General features: G+C 54.6%; 19 protein-coding genes. 4 read left to right on the top strand and 15 right to left on the bottom strand.

The window, feature by feature from the left end:
• Together A3OI_RS22035 and A3OI_RS0112520 are read left to right on the top strand one after the other, a co-directional pair.
• Positions 1–318, top strand: a 318-nt coding sequence (locus A3OI_RS22035; RefSeq protein ID WP_155903116.1) for a zinc ribbon domain-containing protein, incomplete at its 5' end; no start/stop codon positions are given.
• A gap of 27 nt (positions 319–345) precedes the next feature.
• The gene (locus tag A3OI_RS0112520) at positions 346–924 is read left to right on the top strand and encodes a hypothetical protein (protein WP_018404613.1); all 579 of its coding nucleotides are present in this window, start codon (positions 346–348) and stop codon (positions 922–924) included.
• 75 nt (positions 925–999) lie between these two features.
• Here A3OI_RS0112520 and A3OI_RS0112515 read toward each other — a convergent pair whose 3' ends face one another.
• From A3OI_RS0112515 to A3OI_RS0112480, 8 genes are all read right to left on the bottom strand, one after another.
• The gene (locus A3OI_RS0112515; RefSeq protein WP_018404612.1) at positions 1,000–3,723 is read right to left on the bottom strand and encodes a hypothetical protein; all 2,724 of its coding nucleotides are present in this window, start codon (positions 3,721–3,723) and stop codon (positions 1,000–1,002) included.
• A 1-nt stretch (position 3,724) separates the two neighbouring features.
• On the bottom strand, positions 3,725–4,009 hold the full coding sequence (locus A3OI_RS0112510) for a hypothetical protein (protein WP_018404611.1): 285 nt from the start codon (positions 4,007–4,009) through the stop codon (positions 3,725–3,727).
• On the bottom strand, positions 4,006–5,409 hold the full coding sequence (locus tag A3OI_RS0112505) for a secretion/conjugation apparatus DotM-related subunit (RefSeq protein ID WP_026224179.1): 1,404 nt from the start codon (positions 5,407–5,409) through the stop codon (positions 4,006–4,008). Before A3OI_RS0112505 ends, A3OI_RS0112510 begins: the two co-directional genes overlap by 4 nt.
• Complete coding sequence (locus A3OI_RS0112500; RefSeq protein WP_018404609.1) at positions 5,396–5,890, bottom strand: lytic transglycosylase domain-containing protein; 495 nt, start codon at positions 5,888–5,890, stop codon at positions 5,396–5,398. The genes A3OI_RS0112505 and A3OI_RS0112500 overlap by 14 nt, the downstream gene beginning before the upstream one ends.
• Before the next feature lie 145 nt (positions 5,891–6,035).
• The gene (locus A3OI_RS0112495; protein WP_018404608.1) at positions 6,036–6,905 is read right to left on the bottom strand and encodes a hypothetical protein; all 870 of its coding nucleotides are present in this window, start codon (positions 6,903–6,905) and stop codon (positions 6,036–6,038) included.
• Positions 6,902–7,657, bottom strand: coding sequence for a hypothetical protein (locus A3OI_RS0112490; RefSeq protein WP_018404607.1), 756 nt, complete (start codon positions 7,655–7,657; stop codon positions 6,902–6,904). Before A3OI_RS0112490 ends, A3OI_RS0112495 begins: the two co-directional genes overlap by 4 nt.
• Positions 7,658–7,736: 79 nt before the next feature.
• Positions 7,737–15,434, bottom strand: coding sequence for a helicase-related protein (locus tag A3OI_RS0112485; RefSeq protein WP_026224178.1), 7,698 nt, complete (start codon positions 15,432–15,434; stop codon positions 7,737–7,739).
• Positions 15,435–15,515: 81 nt separating this feature from the next.
• Positions 15,516–16,835 (bottom strand): hypothetical protein, encoded by a 1,320-nt coding sequence (locus A3OI_RS0112480; RefSeq protein ID WP_018404606.1) that lies wholly within the window; start codon positions 16,833–16,835, stop codon positions 15,516–15,518.
• Between the two features lie 306 nt (positions 16,836–17,141).
• Between A3OI_RS0112480 and A3OI_RS0112475 the strand changes: the two genes are divergently transcribed.
• Entirely contained in the window at positions 17,142–17,693 is a 552-nt protein-coding gene (locus A3OI_RS0112475; protein ID WP_018404605.1) for a transcriptional regulator, read from the top strand.
• A 97-nt stretch (positions 17,694–17,790) separates the two neighbouring features.
• Here A3OI_RS0112475 and A3OI_RS0112470 read toward each other — a convergent pair whose 3' ends face one another.
• The 7 genes from A3OI_RS0112470 to istA form a co-directional block, all read right to left on the bottom strand.
• Positions 17,791–18,093, bottom strand: a complete 303-nt coding sequence (locus A3OI_RS0112470; protein ID WP_018404604.1) for a hypothetical protein — start codon at positions 18,091–18,093, stop codon at positions 17,791–17,793.
• A gap of 237 nt (positions 18,094–18,330) precedes the next feature.
• Complete coding sequence (locus A3OI_RS0112465) at positions 18,331–18,777, bottom strand: hypothetical protein (RefSeq protein WP_018404603.1); 447 nt, start codon at positions 18,775–18,777, stop codon at positions 18,331–18,333.
• A gap of 83 nt (positions 18,778–18,860) precedes the next feature.
• A complete protein-coding gene (locus tag A3OI_RS0112460; protein WP_267283301.1) occupies positions 18,861–19,394 on the bottom strand; it encodes an IS66 family transposase in 534 nt (177 codons plus the stop codon).
• Between the two features lie 88 nt (positions 19,395–19,482).
• Positions 19,483–19,668, bottom strand: a complete 186-nt coding sequence (locus tag A3OI_RS0112455; RefSeq protein WP_007348139.1) for a hypothetical protein — start codon at positions 19,666–19,668, stop codon at positions 19,483–19,485.
• Positions 19,665–20,423, bottom strand: a complete 759-nt coding sequence (gene istB / locus A3OI_RS0112450; RefSeq protein ID WP_018404601.1) for an IS21-like element helper ATPase IstB — start codon at positions 20,421–20,423, stop codon at positions 19,665–19,667. The genes A3OI_RS0112455 and istB overlap by 4 nt, the downstream gene beginning before the upstream one ends.
• On the bottom strand, positions 20,416–20,622 hold the full coding sequence (locus tag A3OI_RS23930; protein WP_228702967.1) for a hypothetical protein: 207 nt from the start codon (positions 20,620–20,622) through the stop codon (positions 20,416–20,418). The genes istB and A3OI_RS23930 overlap by 8 nt, the downstream gene beginning before the upstream one ends.
• Positions 20,623–20,658: 36 nt before the next feature.
• Complete coding sequence (gene istA, locus A3OI_RS20050; RefSeq protein ID WP_018404599.1) at positions 20,659–21,921, bottom strand: IS21 family transposase; 1,263 nt, start codon at positions 21,919–21,921, stop codon at positions 20,659–20,661.
• A 559-nt stretch (positions 21,922–22,480) separates the two neighbouring features.
• On the opposite strand from istA, the gene A3OI_RS22030 reads away from it, so the two are divergent.
• Positions 22,481–24,048, top strand: a protein-coding gene (locus tag A3OI_RS22030) for an IS3 family transposase (RefSeq protein WP_228702966.1) whose coding sequence is annotated in 2 segments (ribosomal slippage) — positions 22,481–22,966 and positions 22,969–24,048 — 1,566 coding nt in all. Because the reading frame shifts where the segments join, the coding sequence is not laid out codon by codon here.
• Positions 24,049–24,179 lie beyond the last annotated feature (131 nt).

The following is a 24,179-nucleotide window of genomic DNA, read 5'->3' as shown; positions in this document are numbered from 1 at the left end:
TCCGGCCTGGCAAAAACCACTATGGCCAAGTCGGTGCTCGACGCTGGCTGGTCCACACTAAAAACCCTGTTGTCATACAAATGCGAGAGCGCAGGCGGGATTTTTCTGGAAGTTGATGAACGGTACACCACCCAGACTTGCTCGTGTTGTGGCTCTTTGAGCCCCAACAGTCCGAAAGGTAGAGCAGGCCTTGGAATAAGAGAATGGACCTGTGAGTGCGGTGTCACTCACAACCGCGATTCCAATGCGGGCAGGAACATTCTCGCGCTTGGGCATAAGCGTCTAGAGGTAGGAATCCCCTTCCAAAAAGCCGGTTAGGCGTTTGGTGGGGGAGGATGTCAATCCTTGGTTATCGGTGCGCTCGACATCGCCATTGACGTCTGGAAGCGCCGCGGCGTACAGATTCTTACAGCGACTCGACATGGCGTGCTGGGCTCATCACACCTAGCGGCCGTAACAGCCTCTCAGTTGCACCCTGCAAATCGCGATGAAGCCTCGCTATCAATCAATGATTGCGGATTGGTGATCGGGGATCAGTTGATTGCATCGCGGACGTTAAAGGACTGGTCCATCACCAACGGGCAAACCTACATCATTACCAGTATCGATACCGACAGGAAAACGGTTCGCCTGGATTCCTTGAGCAAGCCTATTCCCTGGCGTTTGGTGCAATTCTTTCAATTCACACACTCGTTAACCGTTCACCGGCATCAAATGATTGGCGACCCCCGGTCAGTAGCAATCATTGTTCTGGATAACCGTTCAGACTTTCTAATGACCCGGGAATGGCTTTATACCGCGTTGTCCTTCGCCACGGAACGCTGCCTTATTGTTGGTTACAGACCGGCTCTGGAGCAGTGCCTGTCCTCATCTGCCCGGTCTGGCCGCGACTGCGCGTTATTGCCTTACCTCCAAAGTATTTAGAGCCGCTTCGATGAGCCCGCACCGCCTCGGCGATGCGGGCAAACACGGCTCGGTCATTCCTCGCCGTTTAATCATTCAACTGTTGCCATCGACCCACGCTTTCATCCGGTTAATGGTTCGCGCCTGGTCTTTTACAACCACATCTTCCTCTGCCTGATTCTGAGGGGCAGCCGGTGTTGGCGTTTCGCGGCTTGGATATTCGAATCCCTTAATAATGGCATGAGCCGTTTCCTGGCCTACTTTTCGAGCTAACTCCGGACTGACACCCAGCGCCTCTTCCATGCGTGCCGTACGTTCGGCAGAAGCCGCCGCCAAGGCCGCTTCCGTTGGATGGATGGTTCGGTTGGCGCGATCTGCCAGTTGTCTGGGGTCAATGAGCCAGGGGGAGGAGGCGACCAGTGAGCTGGAGGCCATCTGGTCCTCTCTCGCTTCGATTCTGGGCGACTTGGCCGATCCGGGTGCCCAGGCAAGGGGGGTGGCTTCAGGGGGCTCTGTGCTGCCAATGACGTCCATAGCTGCCTGTTCATCATCGATGGACGTCATAGCCTGGTTAACTTCAGATGCATCGACCTGACCGAACCCGTTGGATTCCTCTGGTGGAGCCAGTGTGCTCAGTGTACTTTGCGCTTCACGAGCGGAGTTCTGCTTGGTGTGAGGTTGGTCGTGAGTTTTTTCAGCAAATCGCGGGGCGCTGTCCATGGGGGAACGGTCGCCGGTGTCGGTATCGTTGAGCGCAGAAGTGAGTTCTTCGTCGCGATACTGGACCAGGAGTTGAAACAGCAACCCCTCACGATCCATCGAGCTTAGATCCGGGTGCTTGCGAGTTAATGCCCGTAGCGCCGGTAGCGCTTTATCAAGGCCCAGGGCGGGCATGGATGAGGTCTCCGGAATATCCGGAATGACCCCCTCATCAACGTCCACGCTAAAGCCCTCGCGCACCGCTTTTCTGAGACTTTCGATGATAGGGCTGTCCGGCTGTAGCAGTGTCTTGCCGTATCCGCGCTCAGGCAGATGGACATCGAGCAGGCGAGTGACCGGGTAATCGCTGATAATCGATTTTTCATCAAGCCCATGGTAAAACATCGTTACCGGCACAATCCGATCTCGCCAGAAAATGATGCCTTCACCCTCGACGGCCGCACGCGTATCCCGCACATCCACCCGGGCTTTTTTTTCCAAGTTGGCGGATTTGTTGTCACGGTAGCTCGACGTCAGGCTGCCATCGTCCTTTGCATAGGACGATGCGGCCGCGGCCATGCCTTCGCCAGCTATTTCCTGGATCAGTTCTTTCGTGGCACCCAGACCTTCAGACGCCATTATGATCTTTATCTTGGTGTTTTCGGCAATCTGCTCGGCTTCGTCGGCGTCCTCTCGCTTCATCCCCGCGTAATCTTGGCCGCTCACAGTAATGGCCACAAAAAGCCCTCGAGCTTGAGCTAAAACCGCCCCGTACCCGGGTGTCATCATAAAAGCGAATTCGTCGTTGATAATGCCAAAGGGCACGGAGGCGGTAATTGGCAGGCTGTCCAGTACGTCTTCCTTGCGGCCTTCGATATCCGGCGGAATGCCTGTCGAAATGGCGTTCTTTTGTGCCGCCAGCACGATTTTTGACAGGTTCTTCATTTCGTCCGGTGCTTTTTCCAGGGCCGGTATCATCACGACACAGATGCGTCTCCGGAGAATAAGGTCGAGGAAATTTATCTCCCCCCTGCCCACCATGTAAATGTCGCCATAGGTATCCGACAAGCTGGCCAGGGCCCGCGTGAAGTACGCCTGGGCAAAACCAAATTGGCGAGTCACTTCCTGTGGCTGCTGGTCGGTCGGTTTTCCCTGCTTGTCCACCGGATTTTCTGTATAACCCGACAGGGAGGACAGATACGCCCGGAGTGCTTCGCGAGACGCGGGGGAGACGGGTTTGGCGCGCTTGAGTTTCTGAACTTCCTCGAATTCTAGCGCCTTACGAATGACGCCCGGGTTGATTTTGAGGTCAGCTTTATCGCGCAAGTCAACCAGCCCCGGAATAACAGCAGAAATCAGGCCGATGGCACGTTCAGAGAACAGCTTGTTTTCGCCGCCACTTGGTGGCATCAAGGAGACGATAATCTGGGTAACGGATTCGGCTGACCCGTAAGTGAACAGGTTGACATTGTTTCCCCGCCTTACAGCCGGATCCGGTTTCCCGCTTACGTTACCTTTGATGTAGTTCAGGCTTCGGTAATCGTCTTCCCGGCCAAAGAAGCGAGCGAGGGTGAATATCTGCCAGCCCAGTTTTGGTGCCGCTTTCGCATCGGAATACATGATCCCCGATCCCACGGAGAGATAGTTAGCAACCTTACTAACTAGCGTCTCGGTTTTCCCGGATCCAGTGCTGCCCAGTATCATTTCGTGGGTCAGAAGATGGGCAAACGCACCCCACAATTCATAGGGTTTCTTCGAAAATCGCAGGTTACCAAACAGGAACTCTCCCCTGGACGTGTGGTTCCCGTGCCGTCCCGGTTTTGGGTCTGAGGGATCTTCACGATTGGCCTCCTTTGGTAAAAGCAGGGGTAGTGCCTGTTCTTTTCGGAAGGCGTGTCCGGTCGCCCAATAGATGATCGGCACCGCAACAAGCATGAAAAACGTTGGCGATATCAGAGCGATCGGTAGCAGCAACAGTGACAGCACAATGGAGGCCGTTGGTGACTCCCCGAAAAACGCGGAAAGACGCTCTCCGGGGGTTCGGATGTCACGGTGAAGCCTGTCCGAACCAATTTCCCTATCAGGGGTCAGGCCGCGCATTTTCTGAGGTTGAGCGGCCATGTTATTCCCCAAGCCAGGAAGGTAGTGTGTACTGCTTCTCTTCGGAGTCGGCTGTCGGGGTTGCCGGGCGGGGGACCTCTTTATCCGTCAAGCCGGATAGCGTCAGGCCGGAGGCGTAATCCGTCTGTGTATGGCAGACCGATGCCGTTTGCGCCTGGCCCGGTGCAATCAGGGTCGCCTTTGGGAATCCGCTAAAACCAGTGTGTTCAGGGGTGTCATTTGCGATGGCAGCGCCGCTGAATCCAAGCAGCGCGGTTACTGCAGGCACGGTAAGATATCGTCTCATGACTTTCCTTGCTGTTTCTTCGGCGCGGGTGGGTCAAACAGATCGACTCCCCGCGTGGGCGAATATTCATCATCGTTGCCTGCCTCAAGTGCCTTGAGCTCGGCAATATCCGAGGCCAATCCTTCGTCTGAGCCGATCCACTCATCAGAGAACAGCATTTCCTTGAGCGCGTCTGTGCCTCCTTCGATGCAAGGGTGCGTGACCGCATGGCCTTTTACGTTCTCAACCATGTAGTGACTCCACGGGCCAAGAGCCTCGGAATACGGTCGATCGCCACCGAGACTGCACAGAGACAGGTACAAGGTTCGGTTTACGGGTTTCAGCCACAGGAAATTGGGCGTTGTAAAAATGCCCTTTTTCCAGCAACACTCCAAAAGCCCCATAAAAAATGTGGTGGTAAAAGCGTGCTTTTTGCGGACTTGTTTTACCACCGGGTGCTCAAGGTTGCGTTTAATGATGGCATTAACCCCCTTGGCATTAATGGTGGGGTTGTGCTGGTTTTTGGCGTCCAGACGCCGGAAGCTTTTTGCCAGCCGCAGGGCCAGTGTACCGGCAGGACCCAGACCTTCCGCGTTTGCCGTCAGCAAGATGGCCAGCACGCATTTTTCAAACACATCCAGATTCTTAACATTAAACAGGGAGCCGGTCTGATCGCGTAGGCGCTGATCGGCCGCCTGAATGTCCAGCCGGCACTGCTGTGGTGGCGGTAGAACCCGGCGTCGTTCCTCTACCGACCATCGCATTTTTTTCTCCGTCCAGCCTTTGATCGGGCGGGGCTTATGCGTCTGGCTTTTACCTTTTAATCGCATGGCTTCAAGCGCGGCCTGACCCACGCTGCGCTTATGAACCACAAGCAGCTGGTTGAGCAGCGCGAAATCGATCGGCGCGTGATTTATGGCCAACGGTCCCTCATATAGAGGTATTTTAAGGAGGTCTTCATGCTGAATGGAGGCGATAGCCGCGTAATCGTTGACGCGGGACGCTTTCAGGTCGTACAGGTCGAACCGGCGCGTAAATCGGTTAATGATGAAATGCTGTCGCAGACTGAACAGCCTCCACACGATCAGTGGTGCGAAAATCAGCGTCAGGGAATGCGTCATTGCCCTGATCATCAGTTTGGCGGTTTCCCACCCATACGGAGCGGGATCCAGCCCGATCAAGGTATGGCTCCAGTTGCCCAGATTGCGGGCTATAGCATCCGGATATAGGAACGGAACGAATTGAACTGCCTTGGACAGCCAGCCGACCGACCAAAACAAACCTGTGAGAATTACTTCCTGCTGGTGCCGCCAGGTCATCCAGGCGGCCAGAAACAGAACACCGATGATGACAAAAAACATGATCATGTTTTCCATCATCTGATCGCGTTCGCCTTGTCCTTGTCCGCTATTCGCCGCCATGGTTGCGGGTCCCGTATTGTTTGACCAATTCTCGGTATGCCTTCATTAACTTGTTGGTGTATACAGTGATATGAGGCTCGTTTTTCGAGTGGTAGCGAGCGATAGCCCGAAAATACCCCTCCGGGTTGCTGGCGGTTTGATTTTCGGTGACGTTCCGGACGTGCCAGGCGGCAACGCCAAGATTGATGCAGTCATTGTTTTGAATCATCGCCTCGGTCAGTCCGAACTGGGCGAGTGTTTCCAGGTGAATGGTGTTGATCTGCATGAGTCCCAGGTCCCATGAATCATCGGTATTTTCGGAACGAATCCCCGCTTGGCCCCCTTCAACGCGGGCAATCACAGACAGTATCAAGGGGTGGACAGCGTACCGGTCGGTGACCCGGTTCAAGCACGCCCGATCTAGCGGTGTCACCTTCTCTAGTGATTCGATGACCGTTGGCGGTGTGTCGTCCGGTACAATGGGAGGGGGTAAATCAAACATGACTTCGCAAGTGCCTCTGCCGTAAACAGGATTGCGATAGTATATAGCCGTGTAGGTTGAAGCATTCGAGCGATGTTCCAAATCCCCGGGAGCGAAACCTCAGCCCGTCTCCGCGAGAATCCCCTTGCCATAGGCACAGGGAGGCTTAGGAAGGGGAGGGTGACTCCACGGATGACATGGCCGCATCCTGATGCGCATTCAGAGACACAGAAAAGGCCTGTTCCAGTGATCGGTAGCCGGACAGAAAATCTCGCTCTACCGAAGACACCGGGAACCCCTTGGACTTCCAGAAACGCCGCTCATCGGTCATGGCTTCCTTTACTTGCTGCACCACGGCACAGGCATTGGCATTCCATGCGCCAGCAAGCAACTCGCCAGCGCGCAGTAGCAAGTTGCGCCGCAGCATCTCGACTTCCGGTTCCTCCATCGATTCCACGGCCGCCTCGCTGGAAAGTGTTGTTTGAGTCGTCTCCCACATGAGCTGACCCATCCGTTCAATGACGCGATTTTCGGCGGGCTGAAAAAAATCAAATCGCTGATGCGCTGATAGAACGGGAGCCAGTGCCTGCATCATCGATAGCGAGCGGCGGTACTCTAGCGAGCCACCGGATGTGGTGTCCTGGGTTTCCCGCCAAATTCCATCTATTTCCAGGGTGCCCGCCAAGACCTCAGACCAGTCTACTTTAAAGGCATTTTGGCCGCTGTGCCGATAGTGCTCGCTGATCACCGTGGCCACCGAACCTGTAATAGATTCCAGTACAATCCGGTCGTCGCTGCCCCCTAGCCGATCATTCAGGGCAATCGTCTGGTCACCGATACGTTCAATCATCGCTTTGGCCGCTTTTTCGATGGCTTCCGGGTCGCCAACTGAGTCTACGGTCACCGAACCTGCCAGGGCTTTGCTGACGATTCGCAGGGTGGATAGAGAGCCATACGCCGCCTGTCGAGCCGCCGCCTGGCTCGCGTTCTGTTCGTGAAGCTGGGCCCGGGCTTGCTCAAACACGTTAAAACTCATGATTGTGACTCCTGCATATCGGGATCAGGTTGGGAATCCATATCGGTGTAACCGAACGTACTTTGACGATCGAGGGCTTTTTCTCGCAGTTCGCTCAATCGTACATGCAGGGCTGGCGGCGCTATAACGCTATTATTGATATCCAGTCGAGCCAGAAGCTCCAGTACGGGTGTCAAATCCAGTTCGCTTTTTTCAGTGATACCGGCGAGATTCTGTTGGTGTGTCATCGACAGATTGTGGGCGGATTCCAGGGCGGCATCCAGCATAAGAAACGTAACGGAGGCCGGGATCGTCGCAACCGGACTGACGCCTGTGCTGGCAAAAAGCAGCCCTTCATCGTCACTGTGGTTATAAAGCATCGGTCTCTGTACGTTTTGTGCAATGTCGCTCTGGATGTTTTTAACATCGGCGTCAACGCACTGTTCCCCATTTTCGGCGCCAGCGCGATGCTCCAATGTCTCGATCGCCAGCGTGTCCATAAGGTCGGACTCAAAGTGAAGCTCCGATTGCTTGTAAATCGTGTTGGTCAGGTAATCCACCATGACCGGCAGGAGCGCGTCACGTTTAAGCCCTGCTGCAATAGGCATGGAGGCGTCCTGCAGGCCAATGCTCCGGATGCCCCGTTGCTCGGCCCGGTAAATCAGAACCTGCTCGATGGCATCCAGAAGCTCATCGGTTGGGGGTGCCGGAAAACCCTCCGGGAATGGCAGTCGTTGTTCAGTTTCATAGTCTTCGGGCTTGATTGTCATCATTAAGCTGGCACTCCCCAAGGAATCGATGTCTATATCTTAAAGAAAGTTGGGCCCGATGCTTCAGGCCATGTTGCAACTATCAGGCTATTTTTGTGTCCAGATACTCATACTCATCCTCATCGTCCTCAAAATCTTCATCGAGCTTGAGCAAGCCTGTTTGGGTCCGGTCATTCAATAGCTCCGACAGTTTCCCGTGCTTTTCCGCGTCTGCTGTCTCGCGGGCAAAGTGAGCCAGACCTGCGTGCTCTCCCGTGGCTTCATGAATGGCCTCGGCGAATTGCGCCAATGGCTCAGGATCAAGGGTTTTGTCGTCGTCGATTTCATCACCCAGTTCTTCGCTTAGACGCTGATACGTCTCCCGCACTTCTTTGATTTCATCTTCGTAGGCAAACGGTTTGCCCAGATCTTCCTCCAGACGCCGAAGGTTGCTCTTGCTGGATTCCAGAGCCTCAGTGGTTTTATCGATGCCGTTATCCCGACCAAGCTTGTGCGCATAGCGCACAAGCACCCGGGCGGCGTCGTAAAAGGCGTCCCTTTTCTTGTCATCTTCCAGCAGATCGTCCTGTGAGTTGTCGATTTTGTAGAGCGGATCGGTACGGCCATCAAGGCGTTCCACGATCAGGGTGGGCTCGCTGCTCATGCGGCTCATCTTGATCGTCAGGCCACCGAGGGTGCCAATGTTGCTCGTGCGGAAGGCTTTGGCTTCACCGGCCAGTGTTTTTAGGGCGTGCGCCAGATTCGGCAGGCCACCGGTGACGGCCATGGGGCCTTCACAGAGTCCCGGTACCGGGCCATCGAGTACCAGTGCCAGCGGCGTGTTTGCCTCAACCAAAGCCTTTTCCTGGTGTTTGATTTCAAGGAATTCATCAATGCTCTGCACTTTGCGCTGTTGCTGGTCGATCCGCGCACCCAGGTCCGCCTGTTGGTCAATATGCGAGTCCTGCATCCGTTTGAGCTTGTCCAGCCGGACTCGTGCATCCATGAATACGCGAATGGCCGGATTTCCCGTTGTGACTGCGAGGATGTCTTCAAATCCTGGCTCAGTCTCCTCGTCGATTTCCCGCGCACAATCCTCCGGCGAGCGCATCGCCTGGGTGATCATTTTCAGCTTGCGGTTGAGGGTTTCCCACATGAACAGATCGAAGCTGTCCTCCGCGGTCAAGGTGTCGTTATACGCTTTGTCGAACGAGTTGCCCTGTCGCTCCATGCGGCCGAGGCGCTGCTCCACATCTGCAGGCTTCCAGGGTGGGTCCATCTGCTCCATGCCCACAAGACGTTCCTGAACATTGGTACCGATCCCCATCTTCTGAGTAGAGCCGAACAAGAACCGGACCTCGCCACTGCGCACCCGGGCAAACAGATCCTCCTTGTCCGCGTCCGTTTTCGCGTGATGGATAAAACCGATCTCGCTCTCCGGAATGTCCCGGTTGATCAGTTTTTGCTTCATATCGTCGTAGATGTTGAAGATGCCTTTGCCCGTGGGGCTGGAGAAGTCACAGAAAATCATCTGTGCTGCCTTCTCATTGTCAAACTGTTGGTACCGCTGCATCAGGCGATCGACCGCAAGGTTTACCTTGGAGTTGGGGTCATCCGGAAATTTCGGATGGATCAGTCGCGGGTCCAGCGACGCTTTGCGACCATCGGTGGCGATGGTCAGCAGGATATCCATGTTCGGCATCTCCACCGCATCCGGGTCGATGTCACCGGTCGCCTCATCGATCACCGTTTTATCGTTCGCTTTGTATAACGTTTTCCGGATCTCGGCCCCAATCAGTTCCGCCGCTGACGATGCCCCGTCCTCCTTTTTGGAGCGAACCGTCCGTGCCCGGGCCTCGATGTACTTCATAAAGCCCTTCATAAAGGCCGACTGAGGCGAGACAATCTGGCTGTGTTCAATATCCGGGCTCGGCAGATTCAGGTCTTCGCGTGACTTGAAGTCGATGAAGGTGCGAACCATCTTCACCAGTTCAGGAATGTTCTTGAACCGCGATAGCCGCGACTTCATCTGATAGCTGCCACCTTCCGGCTTGATCTCCATGCCGTGCTTAACTTCGCCGAACAGCCCCATCCAGTCGTTGAAATTGGCAATGCCCATTTCCGCCAGCAGGTCAGGGCGCAACATCCGCGTGAAGGTATAGAGTTCGGTGACGGAATTAGAAATCGGCGTGCCGGTGGCCATCATTACGCCGTAAGGGCCGCCGTGGATTTCATTCAGGTATTGTGTGCGAATCAGCATGTTCATGGCACGATTGGAGCTGGCATTGGAGATGCCGGGAATCTGCTGACTGCAATCGACCATCAGGTTCTTGAAGAGATGCGCTTCGTCGATGCCGATGAAATCGACGCCAATTTCACCCATATTAAGAATGTTTTCCTTATTATTGTTGATGTTTTCCATCGTGCGCTCAAGCCGCTCTTCCAGGCGCTTGATGGCTTTCTCGATTTCTTTGGGGCGCATCTGCTTTTCAGAATTGTCCAGAGCGCCACGAAGTTTTCCGAGCTCCATATCAATGATACGGGCCTCGAATTCCTGCGGCACCGTGATTTTCTCGAACACGCTGTGCGTACAGATCACCAGGTCCCAGTCGCCCATTGCGCACTTGGCCACAAACGCGGCCCGGTTCGATGCGCGGCCATCGGCGGCGGTCATCACCAGGATCTTGCCGTTGGGGTAGATGTCATGGCTGTCATTGGCGAACTGTTCAAGCATGTGGTTCGGAACCACGATCATCGGCTTTGACCATCGCCCCATCTGCTTGCCGCGTATGGCACTGGCAATTAATTCCAGTGTTTTGCCGGCGCCGACGCAGTGGGCGCTCATGGAGTTCTTGCCCGATACCGCCCGCCAAGCGAAGTCCACCTGGTGTTTGCGAGGCACGTACACGTCGGACATGCCCGGGAAGACCATGTGTGATCCGTCCGGGTTGTACAATACAGTCGTATTGAACTTTTCGTTATAGAGGTCGGTTAAGCGTTGCGCCCGCTTCGGGTCCTTGAAGATCCAGCGATCAAACGCATCCACGATTTCATCGTACTTGCCCTGGGCTTTCAGCGTTTCCTGGGCATTGATGACATAACGCGGGGGCACGCTTCCGGATACCCGATCCTGAACCTTCGGGATGGTGTTGGTGAACGCGTTGGCCAGCAACTCCAGGGCGTCCCTGCGCGGTGTACCGAACCGACTTTGGGTGACGTGATCCTGCTCCGATGAAATCCGGGCCATGGAGGGCTTGCCCTGACTGGCGCTGGGCTCAAGCCGCCAATACCGCTGGTGTTCGTCGAACTTCGCCTGGACACCCAGGGTGCCGTGGATTTGCAGCCCCAAGCCTTCTTCAATGAACTGGTTGACCACATCTTCGGGCAACCAGAAGGCGTCGAGAGCCACCTTGATCTGCGAAGGCTTCAGGGGGTTGGGGAGTGAGGCTTCGAGGGCATCGAGGTTGCGCTGGAAACGGTTGTCGGACTCGACGATGGCTTGAACCACATCGATTTTCGGGCGCAGATTGCCGGACAGATACACCGATCGCTCAACCAGATTATCCGTCCTCGGATCGATGAACGTCAGGCCTTTCTCGACCAGTTGTTTGCGCAGTGCTTCTTGAGTCAAACCGTCTTCATGGTCTGTAAGCAGGTCCGCCATGTAGCTTTCAGAGACGATACCGGTGTACGCCAGCGAGAGCGCCAGAGCGTCTTCCATAGACTTGGCCGTCGCCGGCGCTTCGGTGATCGGTTGTACCGTGCGTCCGTGAACAATGTCCGGCCGCATGATAATGCCATCCTCGGACACCATATCGAGCACATTGACCTTGCGCGAGCGCGGATCGCCGCGCAGCAGGTCGCGGATTTTCTTGGGCAGGGGGCCTTTGCCCTGCTCCAGATTCTCCCAGCCATCGATGAGATCGCGAACCACCGCTCGCTTTAGATCCAGAGACTCGTCGTCCGCCTCGCGGGAGGTTTCGGCATCGAGCAAGTCAGACACCGAGAGCATCACTTCCGTGGCGGCCAGAGCTCGTTTGACCAACGCCTTGGTTTTGGGCATCGGCGCCAACTCACGGCGAACCTCGCCGTTATCCTGAAACACCTGTTGGTACAGTTGCTCGTTCTCGATGGACAGCGACCCCGGTAGCTGGTCAAGGCTTGCGTGGTCCTTGTTTTCCGTGCGCTGCATTTTGCGCAGGGTTTCGGCATCCAGGGTCACCGGCTTATCGACCGGTACATTCTTCGGTAGACTCTCAAGGGCTTTGGTCAATGTCTGGCGTTGTTCTTCAATGCTGCCACCGCCCAGCAGTCGTAATTCCGCGCCATGGAGGCCGGTGGTGACCGCAAGATCACCCAACAGGTTTTCCGGGTGCGCCAGATACACCTGGTTTATCTTCATGCCCGGTACCGGTTCCCCGGGTTGATATTCCTCGTTGCCATGAATAATCGGCGAGCCGCTGCTAAGGGGCGCTTCGATTTTCCCGGTCGACAAGATATCCAGGGGCGTATAATTCGGTGTGAAGTTGCCCTTTTTCTGAAGCACCACCAGGTCGGTGACGACTTCGGTACCGGTGGATTGCTTGAAGGTGCCGGTGGGCAAACGGTAGGCGCCAGCCACGTGTGCCCGGTCCATGATCTGTTGGCGCACCGACTGACCCGTGCCATCGAGTACATACGAGGACGTCACGAACGCAATCACACCACCGGGGCGCACCTTATCCAGTGCTTTGAGGAAAAAGGTGTTGTGGATAGAGTGTTTGCGGGAGGGGTGTTCCGGATCAAAGACGTTGTAATCCCCAAACGGAATGTTGGAGATGGCCATGTCGAAGAACTGATCCGGGAACGTGGCTTTCTCAAGCCCGGCGTTGATCACGTGGGCGTCGGGATGGACGGCCTGTGCGATGCTGGCGGTGATGGGGTCGAGTTCGACCGCCGTAAACTTGCCGACTTTCCCGACCAGCGATTCCGGCATGAAGGATTTGAAGTTTAGCGTGCCGGATGAGGGTTCCAGTACCCGGTTCATGGGTACATTCATACGCGCCAGCGCTTCCCAGGTCGGGCCGATGATTCCCGAGTGGGTGAAGTGGGCGTTCAGGATCGTGCTTCTCAGGGAATTGTATTCTTTCGCGCTGAGAGTTTCGTTGCGCATCATATCGCTGAGCGCATCCAAACCGTTGCGAACGAACTCCGGAAGAGAATACGACGAAAACATTTTGGAATGGATACCGCCAAAACCGGAATACTTGGCCAGTTCCCGACGATCTTCGGGGGAGGGGGTGTCTCCGGCCGCCTCAAGCTGGCGCAACCGGAGAATGGCATTGATGTTGTCCTTCAGGCGCTGGACAGGCCCGCGGCTTTCAAGTTTAGGGTCGCCAACGTATCGTTCAGTTGAATCAGCGATGTCAGCGGTCTGCTGCTGCGCAAAGCGCTCCCAATCATTGGGCTGATCACCTCCACGGCCTCCATTTCGATCTGCCGGTTCGCCTGCGCCCTGCGGGTCACTGACAACCGATTCCAGTCCGGCATCTGGCGCTGGCGGATTGCCTGCTCCATCCTCTGCTGCCAGTGATTCATTGCGCCCTCGGTCAGAGCCAGCAGGATGATCAGTGGCGCCAGTTGCAGTCGGCTCGGCTGTTCCGGGTCCTGGGCCAGCGCCATCAGATACGCCGGCTGGCTCTGAACGATTTCGTTCACCGCGCCCTTGAACAGCGGGTTCGTCCGCCAGCGCTGGTGAAAGGCCGCCAGCAACGACTCCAGAAACTCCACTTGTTCGGTCAGTGGCCGTTTGCTCGCCGGTGCCGTCAGTGGCTTCGGTGTCAGTGTTGCTTGTTGCGCCGACGTCCGTCCCTGTTCCTTCTGATCCAGCGCCCACGCCTGTTCCGCTGCCGCCTGACCCTGATGAATCTTCTCCAGCATGAACTGGCGCGCCCGGCTGATCCCCGGCTGATCCAGTTCCGCCTTCAGGATCGCTGCGCTGGGCACCGTCGCCCCCAGGCTCAGAGACCCCGGGTTCGCCCCCGTGTCCCAGAGAATCTGAAACTGTGCCGCCAGGTCCTCGATCGCCATTTCCGACAGATACTCCAGAATCTCGGTCACCGCCTCGCGTTCCGTCAGCGCCATTGTCTGTGTCTGTGTTTCCAGTGCCGCCAGAATCCGGTTGGTCTGACCCTCGTTCACCGTTGCTGTGATCATCGTCTTGACCCTCGTGTGATTGACCTGACTCTACTGTATCAGCGTTTGATGGCGCAGAGGGGGCCGGTGCTGGCGCCTCCGGTAAGGACAAGCCGAGGTCTGTCCACAATTTTTTGGTGTTTTCAGCCGCTTCGGCGGGCAGTCCGACATTTTGGAGCTGATGGCCGGCGGTGAGTTTCAGAATTTGCGCGTTGACGCTCGCCGGCTGATCGCGCATCAGTTGCGTATAGCGCAGCGACAGCATTTGCAGGGCACCGCCATTCCTGTTGTCCAGTGACCGGATCAACGCTGACTGTTCCTGGCCCTCATGCCGCACGGTCATTGCTTGCCAATCGTTGCGTTTGTCCGCATCCAAGGTGTGCTCATACAGCGCCCGGATTTTACGTTCCAGCGATAGAACCGTGGCCGGGGCGTCCAACGCTTCATCCACGCTGCGATAGTCCAGCCCACGCCGGTCTGGGTCCACTGACACTTTCATACCCGCGCGAGTGGGTACCATGCCCACCGCTTCCTCCAACCGGGCGCCGCCGCGCGTGATGCTGCGCACGCCGTTGGCGTCCTCATACACGGCTTCACCATTAAGGTTCGCACCGATCTCGCGAAACCCGGTTTGTTGTACGTTGTCCAGTCCAGTCTTGACGCCCGACACCTCATCATGGGAGTCCGGCTCATTTTGTTGTACGTTGTCCACCTCAGTCTCCGGCACTCCGCCAGCCTGGCCACTATCAATATCCCGCTCAAGTTGTGCCAAACGCTCACGAAACCCGGTATCGATAACAGAACCCAGAGCACTTAAACGCTCTTTCAGGGTGTCCCGAAGGGTAATCCGGTCATCCAGGCTTTCAGGGTCCTGGGCAACCAGCGCTTGCAGATCATTCTGGCTGTCGGTAATCCACTGATTCAGGGTGTCCATTTCCCAGTGGCCCAGGTTATCCAGCCAATAAGGGAGATTGTCTCGATCCAGGGCATCTTGCAGGGTAGCCACACGCTCGTGGAGCGGGGTCAACTGATCAGTGCGCTGGTGCTCCAGAAATTGATTATGGGCCTCTTTAACCCATTGTTCGGCCTTCTGGTTCGTCACGGTCTCTGGTACCGGTTGCCAGACCGGTGTGTGACCTCGCACATAGGCGACCAGATTGCCTTCCTTGTGGTCGAACCTCAGACCGTCTGGCGTTGCCTTGTTCAAAGCTTCGATGTTCATTGGGCTGTCCGGGCGCACAGTTTCGTTGGCTTTAACGTCTTTTGCAGCTTCCCGGATCGCTTCGATTTGCTGCATCTGTGCCAGCGTGACCTGGATTTCCTGGCCTTGAGGAAACATTTTCTGGAGAAACTGTTTCATCGCAGCCGGGTTTTGTATCATCTGGCCGGTCAACACATTGATCTGGCCACGCAAGACCCGTCCACGAAACGTTCTCTGGCCCACCTTGTCAGTGATGCCCTGAAACTTCTGTTGCAGAAGCTGTGCACGCTTGCCGGATTTCTCAGTCGGCTCATTCAGGTCTGCCGGACGAATCAGCAATGCTTGGTTACCGGATTTATCCACCGACAACTGAGCCATCAGGTGATAGGCAGACAGATCCATCCAGGCAAGGGTTGAAGAGCTCATGAAGCGTGCACCTTTGTCATAATTTGGATATTCAAAACGCAAAAAACCCCTGACCCGGTAAGGTCAGGGGGAAGGCCACTCTTAATTGCCCTGTGCGGCCAGCTGTTCCTCCAGATCATCGACGTCAAAATCATCGATCATGTCCTCTCGGAGCAGATCATCCGGGTCCATAGTGCTGTCGATGTCATCCTGCATCGGTGGTTCTTCGTCCACCGGAGCAGGGGTGGGCGGCTCGGCTGCCTGATTTTGGTTAGCCGGGGCAGGTTGTTGCGCGGGGGCACCGTCAGCGGGGTAGTACGGGTTCGAGGTAACGGTCAAACCGGCATCCGGGCTGGCAACAACACCGGGTACCGATCCCAGGGTTTCCAGGGAAGCCGTCTTGGCGTCATCCGATTGCGGGATCTGATAGGAGATGACCGACAGCTTGTATTCCGGGCGTTTGACCGGCGAATACTGCTGATCTTCCTGTTCCGTTTTTTTCGGGATGGCGAAAAAGCGAGCGGTTTCACGAACCATGGATTGAACACGCGGGTTGGCCAGTGCCTCACCGGAACGGGGATCCTTAGTCAAACCTACGAGATCCAGTTGATAGCCAGACAGGAACTCCACGTCTTGAGTAACACCGGCTTTCTGGGCCCTGTCATTGGCGGCCAGAAACTCTTTCAAACCGTAGTTGTCGCGCGTGGCTTCCAGGATTTCCTGCTTGGGCATCAGCGAATAGCTCTTATCAGCGTTCTGGCGCAGGGTCTGCAGGACCACTTCAGTCTGGTTTTCGTTGCCTTCGGCGCGCATCAGCAACATCGGCTTAGTGCGCTCTGGCGCTTTCTGGACAGCTTGTTCAATGATTTTGGACAACGTTTCCTTGAAGTCCTTGGTACCGAAGGTCACCGGGGACGGTTGAGTGTCTTCCGGAATAACGTGTGCGCGACCGCGGGAAAGGGTTTTGTTGTTTAGCTCAAACTCGGCCACGTCACCGTTTTTGTCGCGTTCCGCAATCACCTTTGTCCAGGCTTTCATGTAACCGATTTCGGAGGACTTCTGATCACGGCCAACGCGAGGACCCTCCGTTTTGGTGACCCGTTGCATGTGTCGGGCTACATAATTGCCATCTCCGCGCACAATAAACTGATCCAGACGAATAAGGCCGCCTACTTGGGTGTTCATCATTGCGCTGGGGTTCGCGAAATCGTTAATACCCATGGATTTCCCGGACGGATCCAGTGTGTTGACACGCACCTGTTTCGGGACACCGGATTCGTCAGCGTTCAACATATCCAGACCAACGATGGCGCTCTTGCGGGAATCCTTTGGATCGATCTCGTAAGACTGAACCTTAATAATGGTGGTCTGAGGGCGGCGAGCCGTCTGTTTGGCTTTCTTCATATCCTTAAAAATATCCATCGTGTTCTTCCTCGTTCGCTTCGTGACATCGTGTGTATGAACTACGGTAGCGTGTGCGATAGTGCAGGGCAATCGGTGATCAATCAGGCCCGAGGTGCGATGTTTACTTTTTTCAACCTCGTTATTAACTGGCAATCCGTATCTCACTGTTTCGTTTACGGTTATTGATTATTTTGGTTGTCCGGGGTTTTGGAGCTTACGGTTTCTATGGTTTCTTTTGGACGACGACCCTCACTGGGGCTGGCGGACGAGACGGGAACCAAAGGCTGGACAACGTACAACAATTAATTTAGAGGGCGGTTCTTGATGGACAACGTACAAGATAATCGGGGGGGTGCTGACGGTCTGGACTTTAACCGGCCCTCCCTGGTGCACCTGCCGGACGAGGGGGCCGCCTTTGCGGCGCGGATGGAGTTCGCAATGATGTATGCCCGAATGACCACGCCCAGGCTGCGTCAACGCATGATGGAGGACTATGGGATACGGCTGTCAAAATCCACCATGAGCAAGATCCTCAACGGCAAAACCAAGCGCACGCGGTTCTTCATGGAGATGGCGGACGTATTAGGGGTCAATCCTCGCTGGCTGGCCACCGGGAAAGAAAGCATGGTCGACACGACCGGGCGACTGTCCTCAAAGGATCAGGCATTGAAAGATGTAAAACGGCTGGTAAAGCAATACCTGGTACCACCCAAGCGATCGGATCTTATACGAATGCACGACAAACTGACCGATGCTGTTTCACGCAACCGCCTGAGTCGTGACAACACTGCTCTTCTTGAACAGATGCTATCAACCGTGCTTGGTGACCAGGAAGGGGCTATTAGGGGTGGTGGTGTGCCAACGTCCAATGATTGAACGGTGGTTCGGTGATGGTTTTGCGGGCATGTGCCTATTCGTCCTAAAGGGCGAACGGCGCCCCCAGCCTACCTTCGGTACGCCGGGCGGGTGGTCATCAGATTGCCGACAACAGGGCCTCGGGTGCCGCGTCGTTCGCAGAGCGCTGGCCGGCTAAGGCGGCGGGTGAAAACTGGCTGGCGGATGGCCTGGCTGTGTCGATGGGCGGCTCGGTAACGCCCGCTTGGATCAATGCCTTTTTCAAACCGGTACTCATCGAATGAGCCGGTTTCCCAGCGTTTCGAGATCGCCGCAATTCGCTGTCTTCACATCCCGCAAGAAATACCGCCGTCTCAGGCTCGCTCATCCACTCGGTGACCGCCTCCATGAACATTCTTTCGCTTTCAGTTAGCCTTGTCATGCCTTTTCCTTAGTCCGCGTAACGACGCTACCTGCAATGTCTTCTTGCCTCCTCCTTTTACTTGAGGCATCGAAGCTGAAGTCTTTGAACCTACGTTCATTCTTTGACTATAGCCGGTAGTTACCTTGTTGACACGATCCTATAGGTGGCAGGGTACCAAAAAATCTCTGAAATACACGAAAAACCGCCCAAGGCTCTTTTTGTAACCAAGGACGGTTCGGCGTTATGTTTTTTCGTTTAAGCGGTTAGCGTTTTTTGCCAGTATGGCGGGTAGTAGTCGCCGGTAGTTTCCTCCGACAGGGCCAGGTAATAATCCAGACGACTGTTGTACACCGTAACCTCAACGTCATGCCAGGCCGTTACTGTCTGTCCGCGCAGGTCTTTGCTGACCGATCCGAGCTTAATCACACCTTGCCGGCGAATGGCATCTGCTATTTCTGTCAGCGCCTCACGACTCAGGAGGTTGTGGGCAATTGGGATTTCCAGGCTATCGCACTCACCAAAACCAAACTCAAGAAACCTGTCCTGAGTAGAGTGGTCGGCTTCATTGAGGATGAATACGCCATCAACGAGCGTTGATGCACAGAAACCGTGTTCATTTAGGGACTCCGACATCCACCGTACCGCCTGGATGGTTCCCGTCTCGTCGCGCGTGGTTCCCATGACGACATCATTAAGAATCATGTTTAGTTTTGCCTCTGCTCTGGTTAGCGTGACTTTTGTTCTTAGATTTATGGTAACTATTCAGCTCATATCTGCCACGATCATTAAAATTGAGTCTCATCGGTATCCATAAACGCAGGGCTTTTCCCCTGAAAGAGTAAAGCCAGCGCCTCTGTGGCTGACATCCCTTGCTTACGGCACGTTGACAGGTAACTGCGAACGCGACAAAAGATCTTCGCCCCCGCCATGGATCGAAAACAACCGGATATTTTCTGCTGCACTTTCGTCATGCGCAGGTCATTCGCCCCCTGATTGTTGGTGAAGGGGACGTACTCGACATCCATAAAACGCAGAACGTCGTGCTCAAAGTTGCGCAACCTTTCCAGCAAGTTTCGGGCTTTTGATCGTTTTAGCCTGCCTCGTTTTCCTTCCTCTCGCTGGCTCCTATCGGGAGGTGGACATTCGATATCTGCCTCTTCGAGACGTTGTCGATAGCGCTGTCGCCACCGTTCAGCGTCAGTGGCTGGCAAGCGGCCACCGGCATCCGCTACCGTTTTGTTGATATCGATCAGCAGTGCTTTCATCGACTTGGCCCAGTGTTGATCGTCCTGCTCCCATGTGTTGGCGCCGGTGAAGATCCGCTGTTATTTGCCGCAGTTTAAAAATGGCGATAAAACGACGTTTATTGCCATTTTTCAATAGCCGTTGAGTTGGATGCCTTAGTCCTTAGAAGTCCATGCCGGCATTAGACTGCTCGCTTTTTTCCTTTTGTTCGTTGGCAATATGTCTGTACATTCCGGTAATATCTTTGCCGTAACTTTCCCAGATAGCGGTTTGTAACGTGTCGAGCGCTTCGTGAACACATGCCGCTTCTTCTGTTGTCCAATGGGTGGTGATTTTCAGCACTTTCATTTTGTCTTTCCTCTTTTAACTTTTCCCCGTGCTAATGCCTGCTCTTGTGCTTCTTTCATGCGATAAGAGTCTCCTTCAATCGCTATCACTTCGCTGTGATGCACCAAGCGGTCGATTAGCGATACCACGCAGGCTGCATTCGGGAACACGTCATTCCATTCGCTAAACGGCCGATTCGTTGTGATGAGGGTCGCGTTTTTCTCATAACGGCGGTTGATGATTTCAAACAGTAAGTCGGCATGGCAATTGCTGTAGGACAGGTAGCCCACTTCATCGATGATGAGTAACGTCGTCTTGCTGTAATGAGCTAATCGTCGTCGAAGTGCGTTATCACCATCTTGCGCCGCTAAATCGTTAAGCATGTTGGCGGCAGAAGTGAATAGAACGGTGTGTCCTTGCATAACCGCCTGATAGCCTACGTTCTGCGCGATGGTCGATTTGCCCACACCGTTACTGCCAATGAGGATGATGTTGCTTGGGTCCTGAATGAAGTCGAGCTGCATGACACGGTGCACTGCTTGTTGGTCTATTTTTGCTGGCCATTGCCAGTCGAATTCGGTTAATGATTTAAACCGACCGAGTTTGGCACTGCTTAATCTGCGCTCAAGTGAGCGCTGTTTACGCTCGCTTATTTCCCACGCTAATAGTTCTGCCAGCCAGGGTGTTTGCTCGGGCGTTAATTCATTCCAGTGGCTGAGCAAGCCATGCAGTTTAAGGGCAGATGCCTGGGCTTTAAGGGTCTCATGTTCATTCATCGTCATCATCTCCTTGCATTTCTACCGTGCTCAGCGCGTCATAATGAGTCAGGTTGGCGGGTTTGACGCAGTATTGCTTCACTTTATTGGGCACGCTCACCGCAATGGGTGGCGGTTGTTGACGCCTTTCTCTGCGGTATTCTAGGATCTGTGCGACGCCTTCTACATAAGGTGCGTTTTTCTCGATGGCTTCGCCCATGGCCTGATGCAATTCAGTGGCGCCATAATCATCCAGTCATTGGTTTAAGCGATTCACGGCGCCTTTCAGCGCATGGCCTCGGTCAATGATGTGCTGCAGTAACGGCTGTGCATGGGAGGATATTTGGCACAGCCTATCTTGTGCGCGATGTTGTTTGGCGTTCGTTTTCATCAGCCATAAAGCGTTCACGTGCGCTTCGTTTTCTATTTGTTCGCCTTTGCTAAAACTGCGTAAATGAGTCGCGATAACATTCGTGCCATTAATAATACGCACCTCTTTTAGGCAGGCGTTCACGGTTAAGGATGTTTGTACGTGCTGATGAGGCACCGAGTAATCATTGCTATCAAACCGGACGTAAGGTGTTTTTTGTGCGCGCACCACCACATGCTCACGCGTATCGAAGGGGTTGTCTGGCAGTGCCAATAAGCTAGGTTGCTCTTGCAAGAAGGCCTCTCCTACGCTGAGTTGAGGGTCTTCAGGGCAGCGCCTCTCTGCGCTTGTGCCTTTACACCACTCATCCGCTTGCGCATTTAAATCTTCAAGCGATGAGTAATGACGACCGGCAAAAAAGTTATCGCGGATATAGCGAATGGCTCTTTCCACTCGCCCCTTCTCATTGCCTCTGGCCGGCGCAGCGGCCCGAGGCTCGAAGTGATAATGGCTGGATAAATCGAGCAGCGCAGGGTGGAATCGAATAGCGCTGCCATTGCGCTCAAGCACCGCCGTTTTCATGTTGTCTAAAAGGCAGACCTTGGGCACGCCGTTAAATGCCTCGAACGCCGCCACTTGCCCGCGTAAAAAACGGGCTGTTTGCTGATTGACATAAAACTGTAAAAATATCTGCCTTGACCAACTCAACACCATCACATACGCCATTAATGCGCGCTTTGCCTGGCCGATTTGTATGTGCCCGAAGTGCCCCCAATCGACCTGTGCTTGCTCCCCGGGTAAGCTCTTTAAGCGTAAATACGCTTCGGGCTGCTTACGGGGCCTAAGCTCGCTAATACGGTGGCGAAACTGACTGGGCCCGCCAGGATAACCGCGCTGCTTCGCCATTTCATACAAGCGCACGGCGGTGAGTGTGGGGTAAGTCTCCAAGGTTTGAATGATGAAGGGCAAATAGGGCGTCAGAATAGACGTGCGTTCAGTGCGTTCTACTTTAGGCAAGCCCGCTTGGGACAGCACTCTGTCAACCACGCTATGGTGAATACCTAATTGCGTGGCAATGGTGCCGGTGCGCCATTTCTCCACAAAGTGATAGCGCAATATCTTTGCTTCCATGTCTTTATTTATGGTCATTAATCCTGCCTTATTCACTAAGCGTCGGATCTAAATGCTGCCGTAAGATGGTTTAACACCTCAGTCGTTCTTTAAAGATCGTCCCGCGTAAAAAATCATGTCGTAAAAAGGGACTACAGACCTCACCACAATGATGGCAGACCATAAAGGTGCTGTGTTTTAGCGGCGGGATCACCCTTTTACGACTTTTTCGTTGCGCATTGAGTACATCATTAAGGGTGATTATCTGGGAAGACTGATGCGTTACTTTGTGCTTTTTTTGTTGACGAAATCGCTGTTGACGCTCGGCATTTTTGAAGCACCCAACGCGACTTTCTTGATACTTTTTTGAGGCACGAGCAAGGGATACTCGACGGGCTTTTTCAGAACACCCATCCGTGCAATAACGATGACCGCGATCACAACGAGAACAAATAATGACTTGTGCATGGCAAAGGAGGCAGTGATATAGGCGACTTGAAGTTTGCATCGACAGCTAAAGGTCTCCCTCTGTCAGCCTAGATGTCAAGTTGGCGATTTCGCCTAAATTCATATCAGATTGGGCGGTATGAGAGCAGTCATGCCACGTTATTCCGAGGAACGTAAAGCGGCCGTGTTGAAGAAGTTGTTGCCTCCGCAGAATCGCAGTGTGGTGCAGGTAGCCGCAGAGGAAGGCATAGCCGATGTGACCCTGTATAGTTGGTTGAAACAGTGTCGACAACAAGGAGTGCCTGTGCCGGGTTATCGTAATGCTGGAGACGATGGGTCTCCAGATGCCAAGTTGGCCGTCGTGATCGAAACGGCGTCTATGTCCGAAGCTGAACTGAGCGCGTATTGCCGCCAGAAAGGTCTTTATTCCGAGCAGGTGCAGCGCTGGAAAGAGGCCTGCCTTCACGGTACCGGTCTGCAAGAAGGGCAAGAGAAAGCCGCTCAGAAACAGCAACGTGATGCCCGTAAAACCATCAAGAAGTTGAAGGCGGAAGTTCGCCGTAAAGATCGGGTTCTGGCAGAAACGACCTCGTTGTTGGTGCTGTCAAAAAAGCTCGAAGCCTTGTACGGAGAGGACCCGGACAGCGAGGACAGTTAACATCGCTGACCGAACGCACAAGGCTTTTAAACGACTATGACGAAGCTGTCGCCAGTGGCGCAGCCCGGTACAAGGCGGCCGACTTGATGGAGCTAAGCCAGCGCACGTTGAAGCGCTGGCGACAGGCTAACGGCGCTGTGGCGGAAGATCAACGTCCGCAAGCGGAGCGCGTTGTGCAGCCACACCAGCTCACTCACGCTGAAGAAACGGCCATTCTGGATACCTGCAATGAGCGGGAGCATCAGAGCTTGCCACCGTCTCAGATCGTGCCTCGACTGGCCGATAAAGGTCTTTACCTGGCGTCTGAGTCCTCGTTTTACCGAGTGCTCAAAAAACACCAGCAATTGAATCGTCGGGGCCGCATGAAGCCGCCGCGCAAGGTCCCTGTGCCCACCAGCTTTACGGCCACAGGCCCGAACCAGGTCTGGAGCTGGGACATCCGTTATTGTCCTTTAGAGGTGCACGGTCAGCACTGGTATCTGTACTTGATCATGGACATCTACAGCCGCAAAATCGTGGCTTGGGAAATCCACGAAGCAGAGTCCGGCGAGCTTGCCAAAAAGCTCATTGATCGAGCTCTGTTGCGCGAGAGATGTTGGCAAAACCCACCGGTGCTGCATTCAGATAACGGCGTGCCGATGACGTCTTACACACTGAAAGCGCGGCTGGCAGAACTGGGTATGTTGATGTCGCACAGCCGACCCAGGGTGAGCAACGATAACCCGTACTCAGAGTCGTTGTTCAAGACGCTGAAGTACTGCCCGAAGTGGCCCGCCAAAGGCTTTGAATCACTAACGGCGGTGCGCAAATGGATGCTGTTGTTTGAGCAGGCCTACAACGAGGAACACCTGCACAGCGGCATCAACTTCGTGACGCCCGCACAACGGCACCAAGGTGTTGATGCAGAGTTGTTAGCCAAGCGTGAAGCGGTTTATGAACGAGCAAAGAGTCTAAACCCCAGGCGTTGGTCTGGAGACACTCGAAACTGGAAAGTCACCGGAGCCGTGTCGCTCAACCCTGGAAAACTGCAGGAAATTGAGCGCAATAAACAGGCTGCTTAAACGCAGCTATTTGGACAACTGGGCTGCAAATCACCGAGGTCGATGAGGGCTGGATTTGATCCCAAAGTGTGTAACAATCATTGGGTCGTGCGCCTGCACGATTTTGAGGGGTATGGCGTCAGTTAGGACTG

It is taken from the genome of Marinobacter gelidimuriae (assembly GCF_000372805.1).
GTDB classification, from domain to species: Bacteria; Pseudomonadota; Gammaproteobacteria; order Pseudomonadales; family Oleiphilaceae; genus Marinobacter; species Marinobacter gelidimuriae.
This window is presented reverse-complemented; position numbering and strand designations above follow the sequence as displayed.

Excerpts from the sequence above, each read along its gene's own strand:
- A3OI_RS0112515 (WP_018404612.1), bottom strand. The coding sequence starts at position 3,723 with ATGGCCGCTCAACCTCAGAAAATGCGCGGCCTGACCCCTGATAGGGAA.
- A3OI_RS0112510 (WP_018404611.1), bottom strand. The coding sequence starts at position 4,009 with ATGAGACGATATCTTACCGTGCCTGCAGTAACCGCGCTGCTTGGATTC.
- A3OI_RS0112505 (WP_026224179.1), bottom strand. The coding sequence starts at position 5,409 with ATGGCGGCGAATAGCGGACAAGGACAAGGCGAACGCGATCAGATGATG.
- A3OI_RS0112500 (WP_018404609.1), bottom strand. The coding sequence starts at position 5,890 with ATGTTTGATTTACCCCCTCCCATTGTACCGGACGACACACCGCCAACG.
- A3OI_RS0112495 (WP_018404608.1), bottom strand. The coding sequence starts at position 6,905 with ATGAGTTTTAACGTGTTTGAGCAAGCCCGGGCCCAGCTTCACGAACAG.
- A3OI_RS0112490 (WP_018404607.1), bottom strand. The coding sequence starts at position 7,657 with ATGATGACAATCAAGCCCGAAGACTATGAAACTGAACAACGACTGCCA.
- A3OI_RS0112485 (WP_026224178.1), bottom strand. The coding sequence starts at position 15,434 with ATGAGCTCTTCAACCCTTGCCTGGATGGATCTGTCTGCCTATCACCTG.
- A3OI_RS0112480 (WP_018404606.1), bottom strand. The coding sequence starts at position 16,835 with ATGGATATTTTTAAGGATATGAAGAAAGCCAAACAGACGGCTCGCCGC.
- A3OI_RS0112475 (WP_018404605.1), top strand. The coding sequence starts at position 17,142 with ATGGACAACGTACAAGATAATCGGGGGGGTGCTGACGGTCTGGACTTT.
- A3OI_RS0112470 (WP_018404604.1), bottom strand. The coding sequence starts at position 18,093 with ATGACAAGGCTAACTGAAAGCGAAAGAATGTTCATGGAGGCGGTCACC.
- A3OI_RS0112465 (WP_018404603.1), bottom strand. The coding sequence starts at position 18,777 with ATGATTCTTAATGATGTCGTCATGGGAACCACGCGCGACGAGACGGGA.
- A3OI_RS0112455 (WP_007348139.1), bottom strand. The coding sequence starts at position 19,668 with ATGAAAGTGCTGAAAATCACCACCCATTGGACAACAGAAGAAGCGGCA.
- istB (WP_018404601.1), bottom strand. The coding sequence starts at position 20,423 with ATGAATGAACATGAGACCCTTAAAGCCCAGGCATCTGCCCTTAAACTG.
- A3OI_RS23930 (WP_228702967.1), bottom strand. The coding sequence starts at position 20,622 with ATGGGCGAAGCCATCGAGAAAAACGCACCTTATGTAGAAGGCGTCGCA.
- istA (WP_018404599.1), bottom strand. The coding sequence starts at position 21,921 with ATGACCATAAATAAAGACATGGAAGCAAAGATATTGCGCTATCACTTT.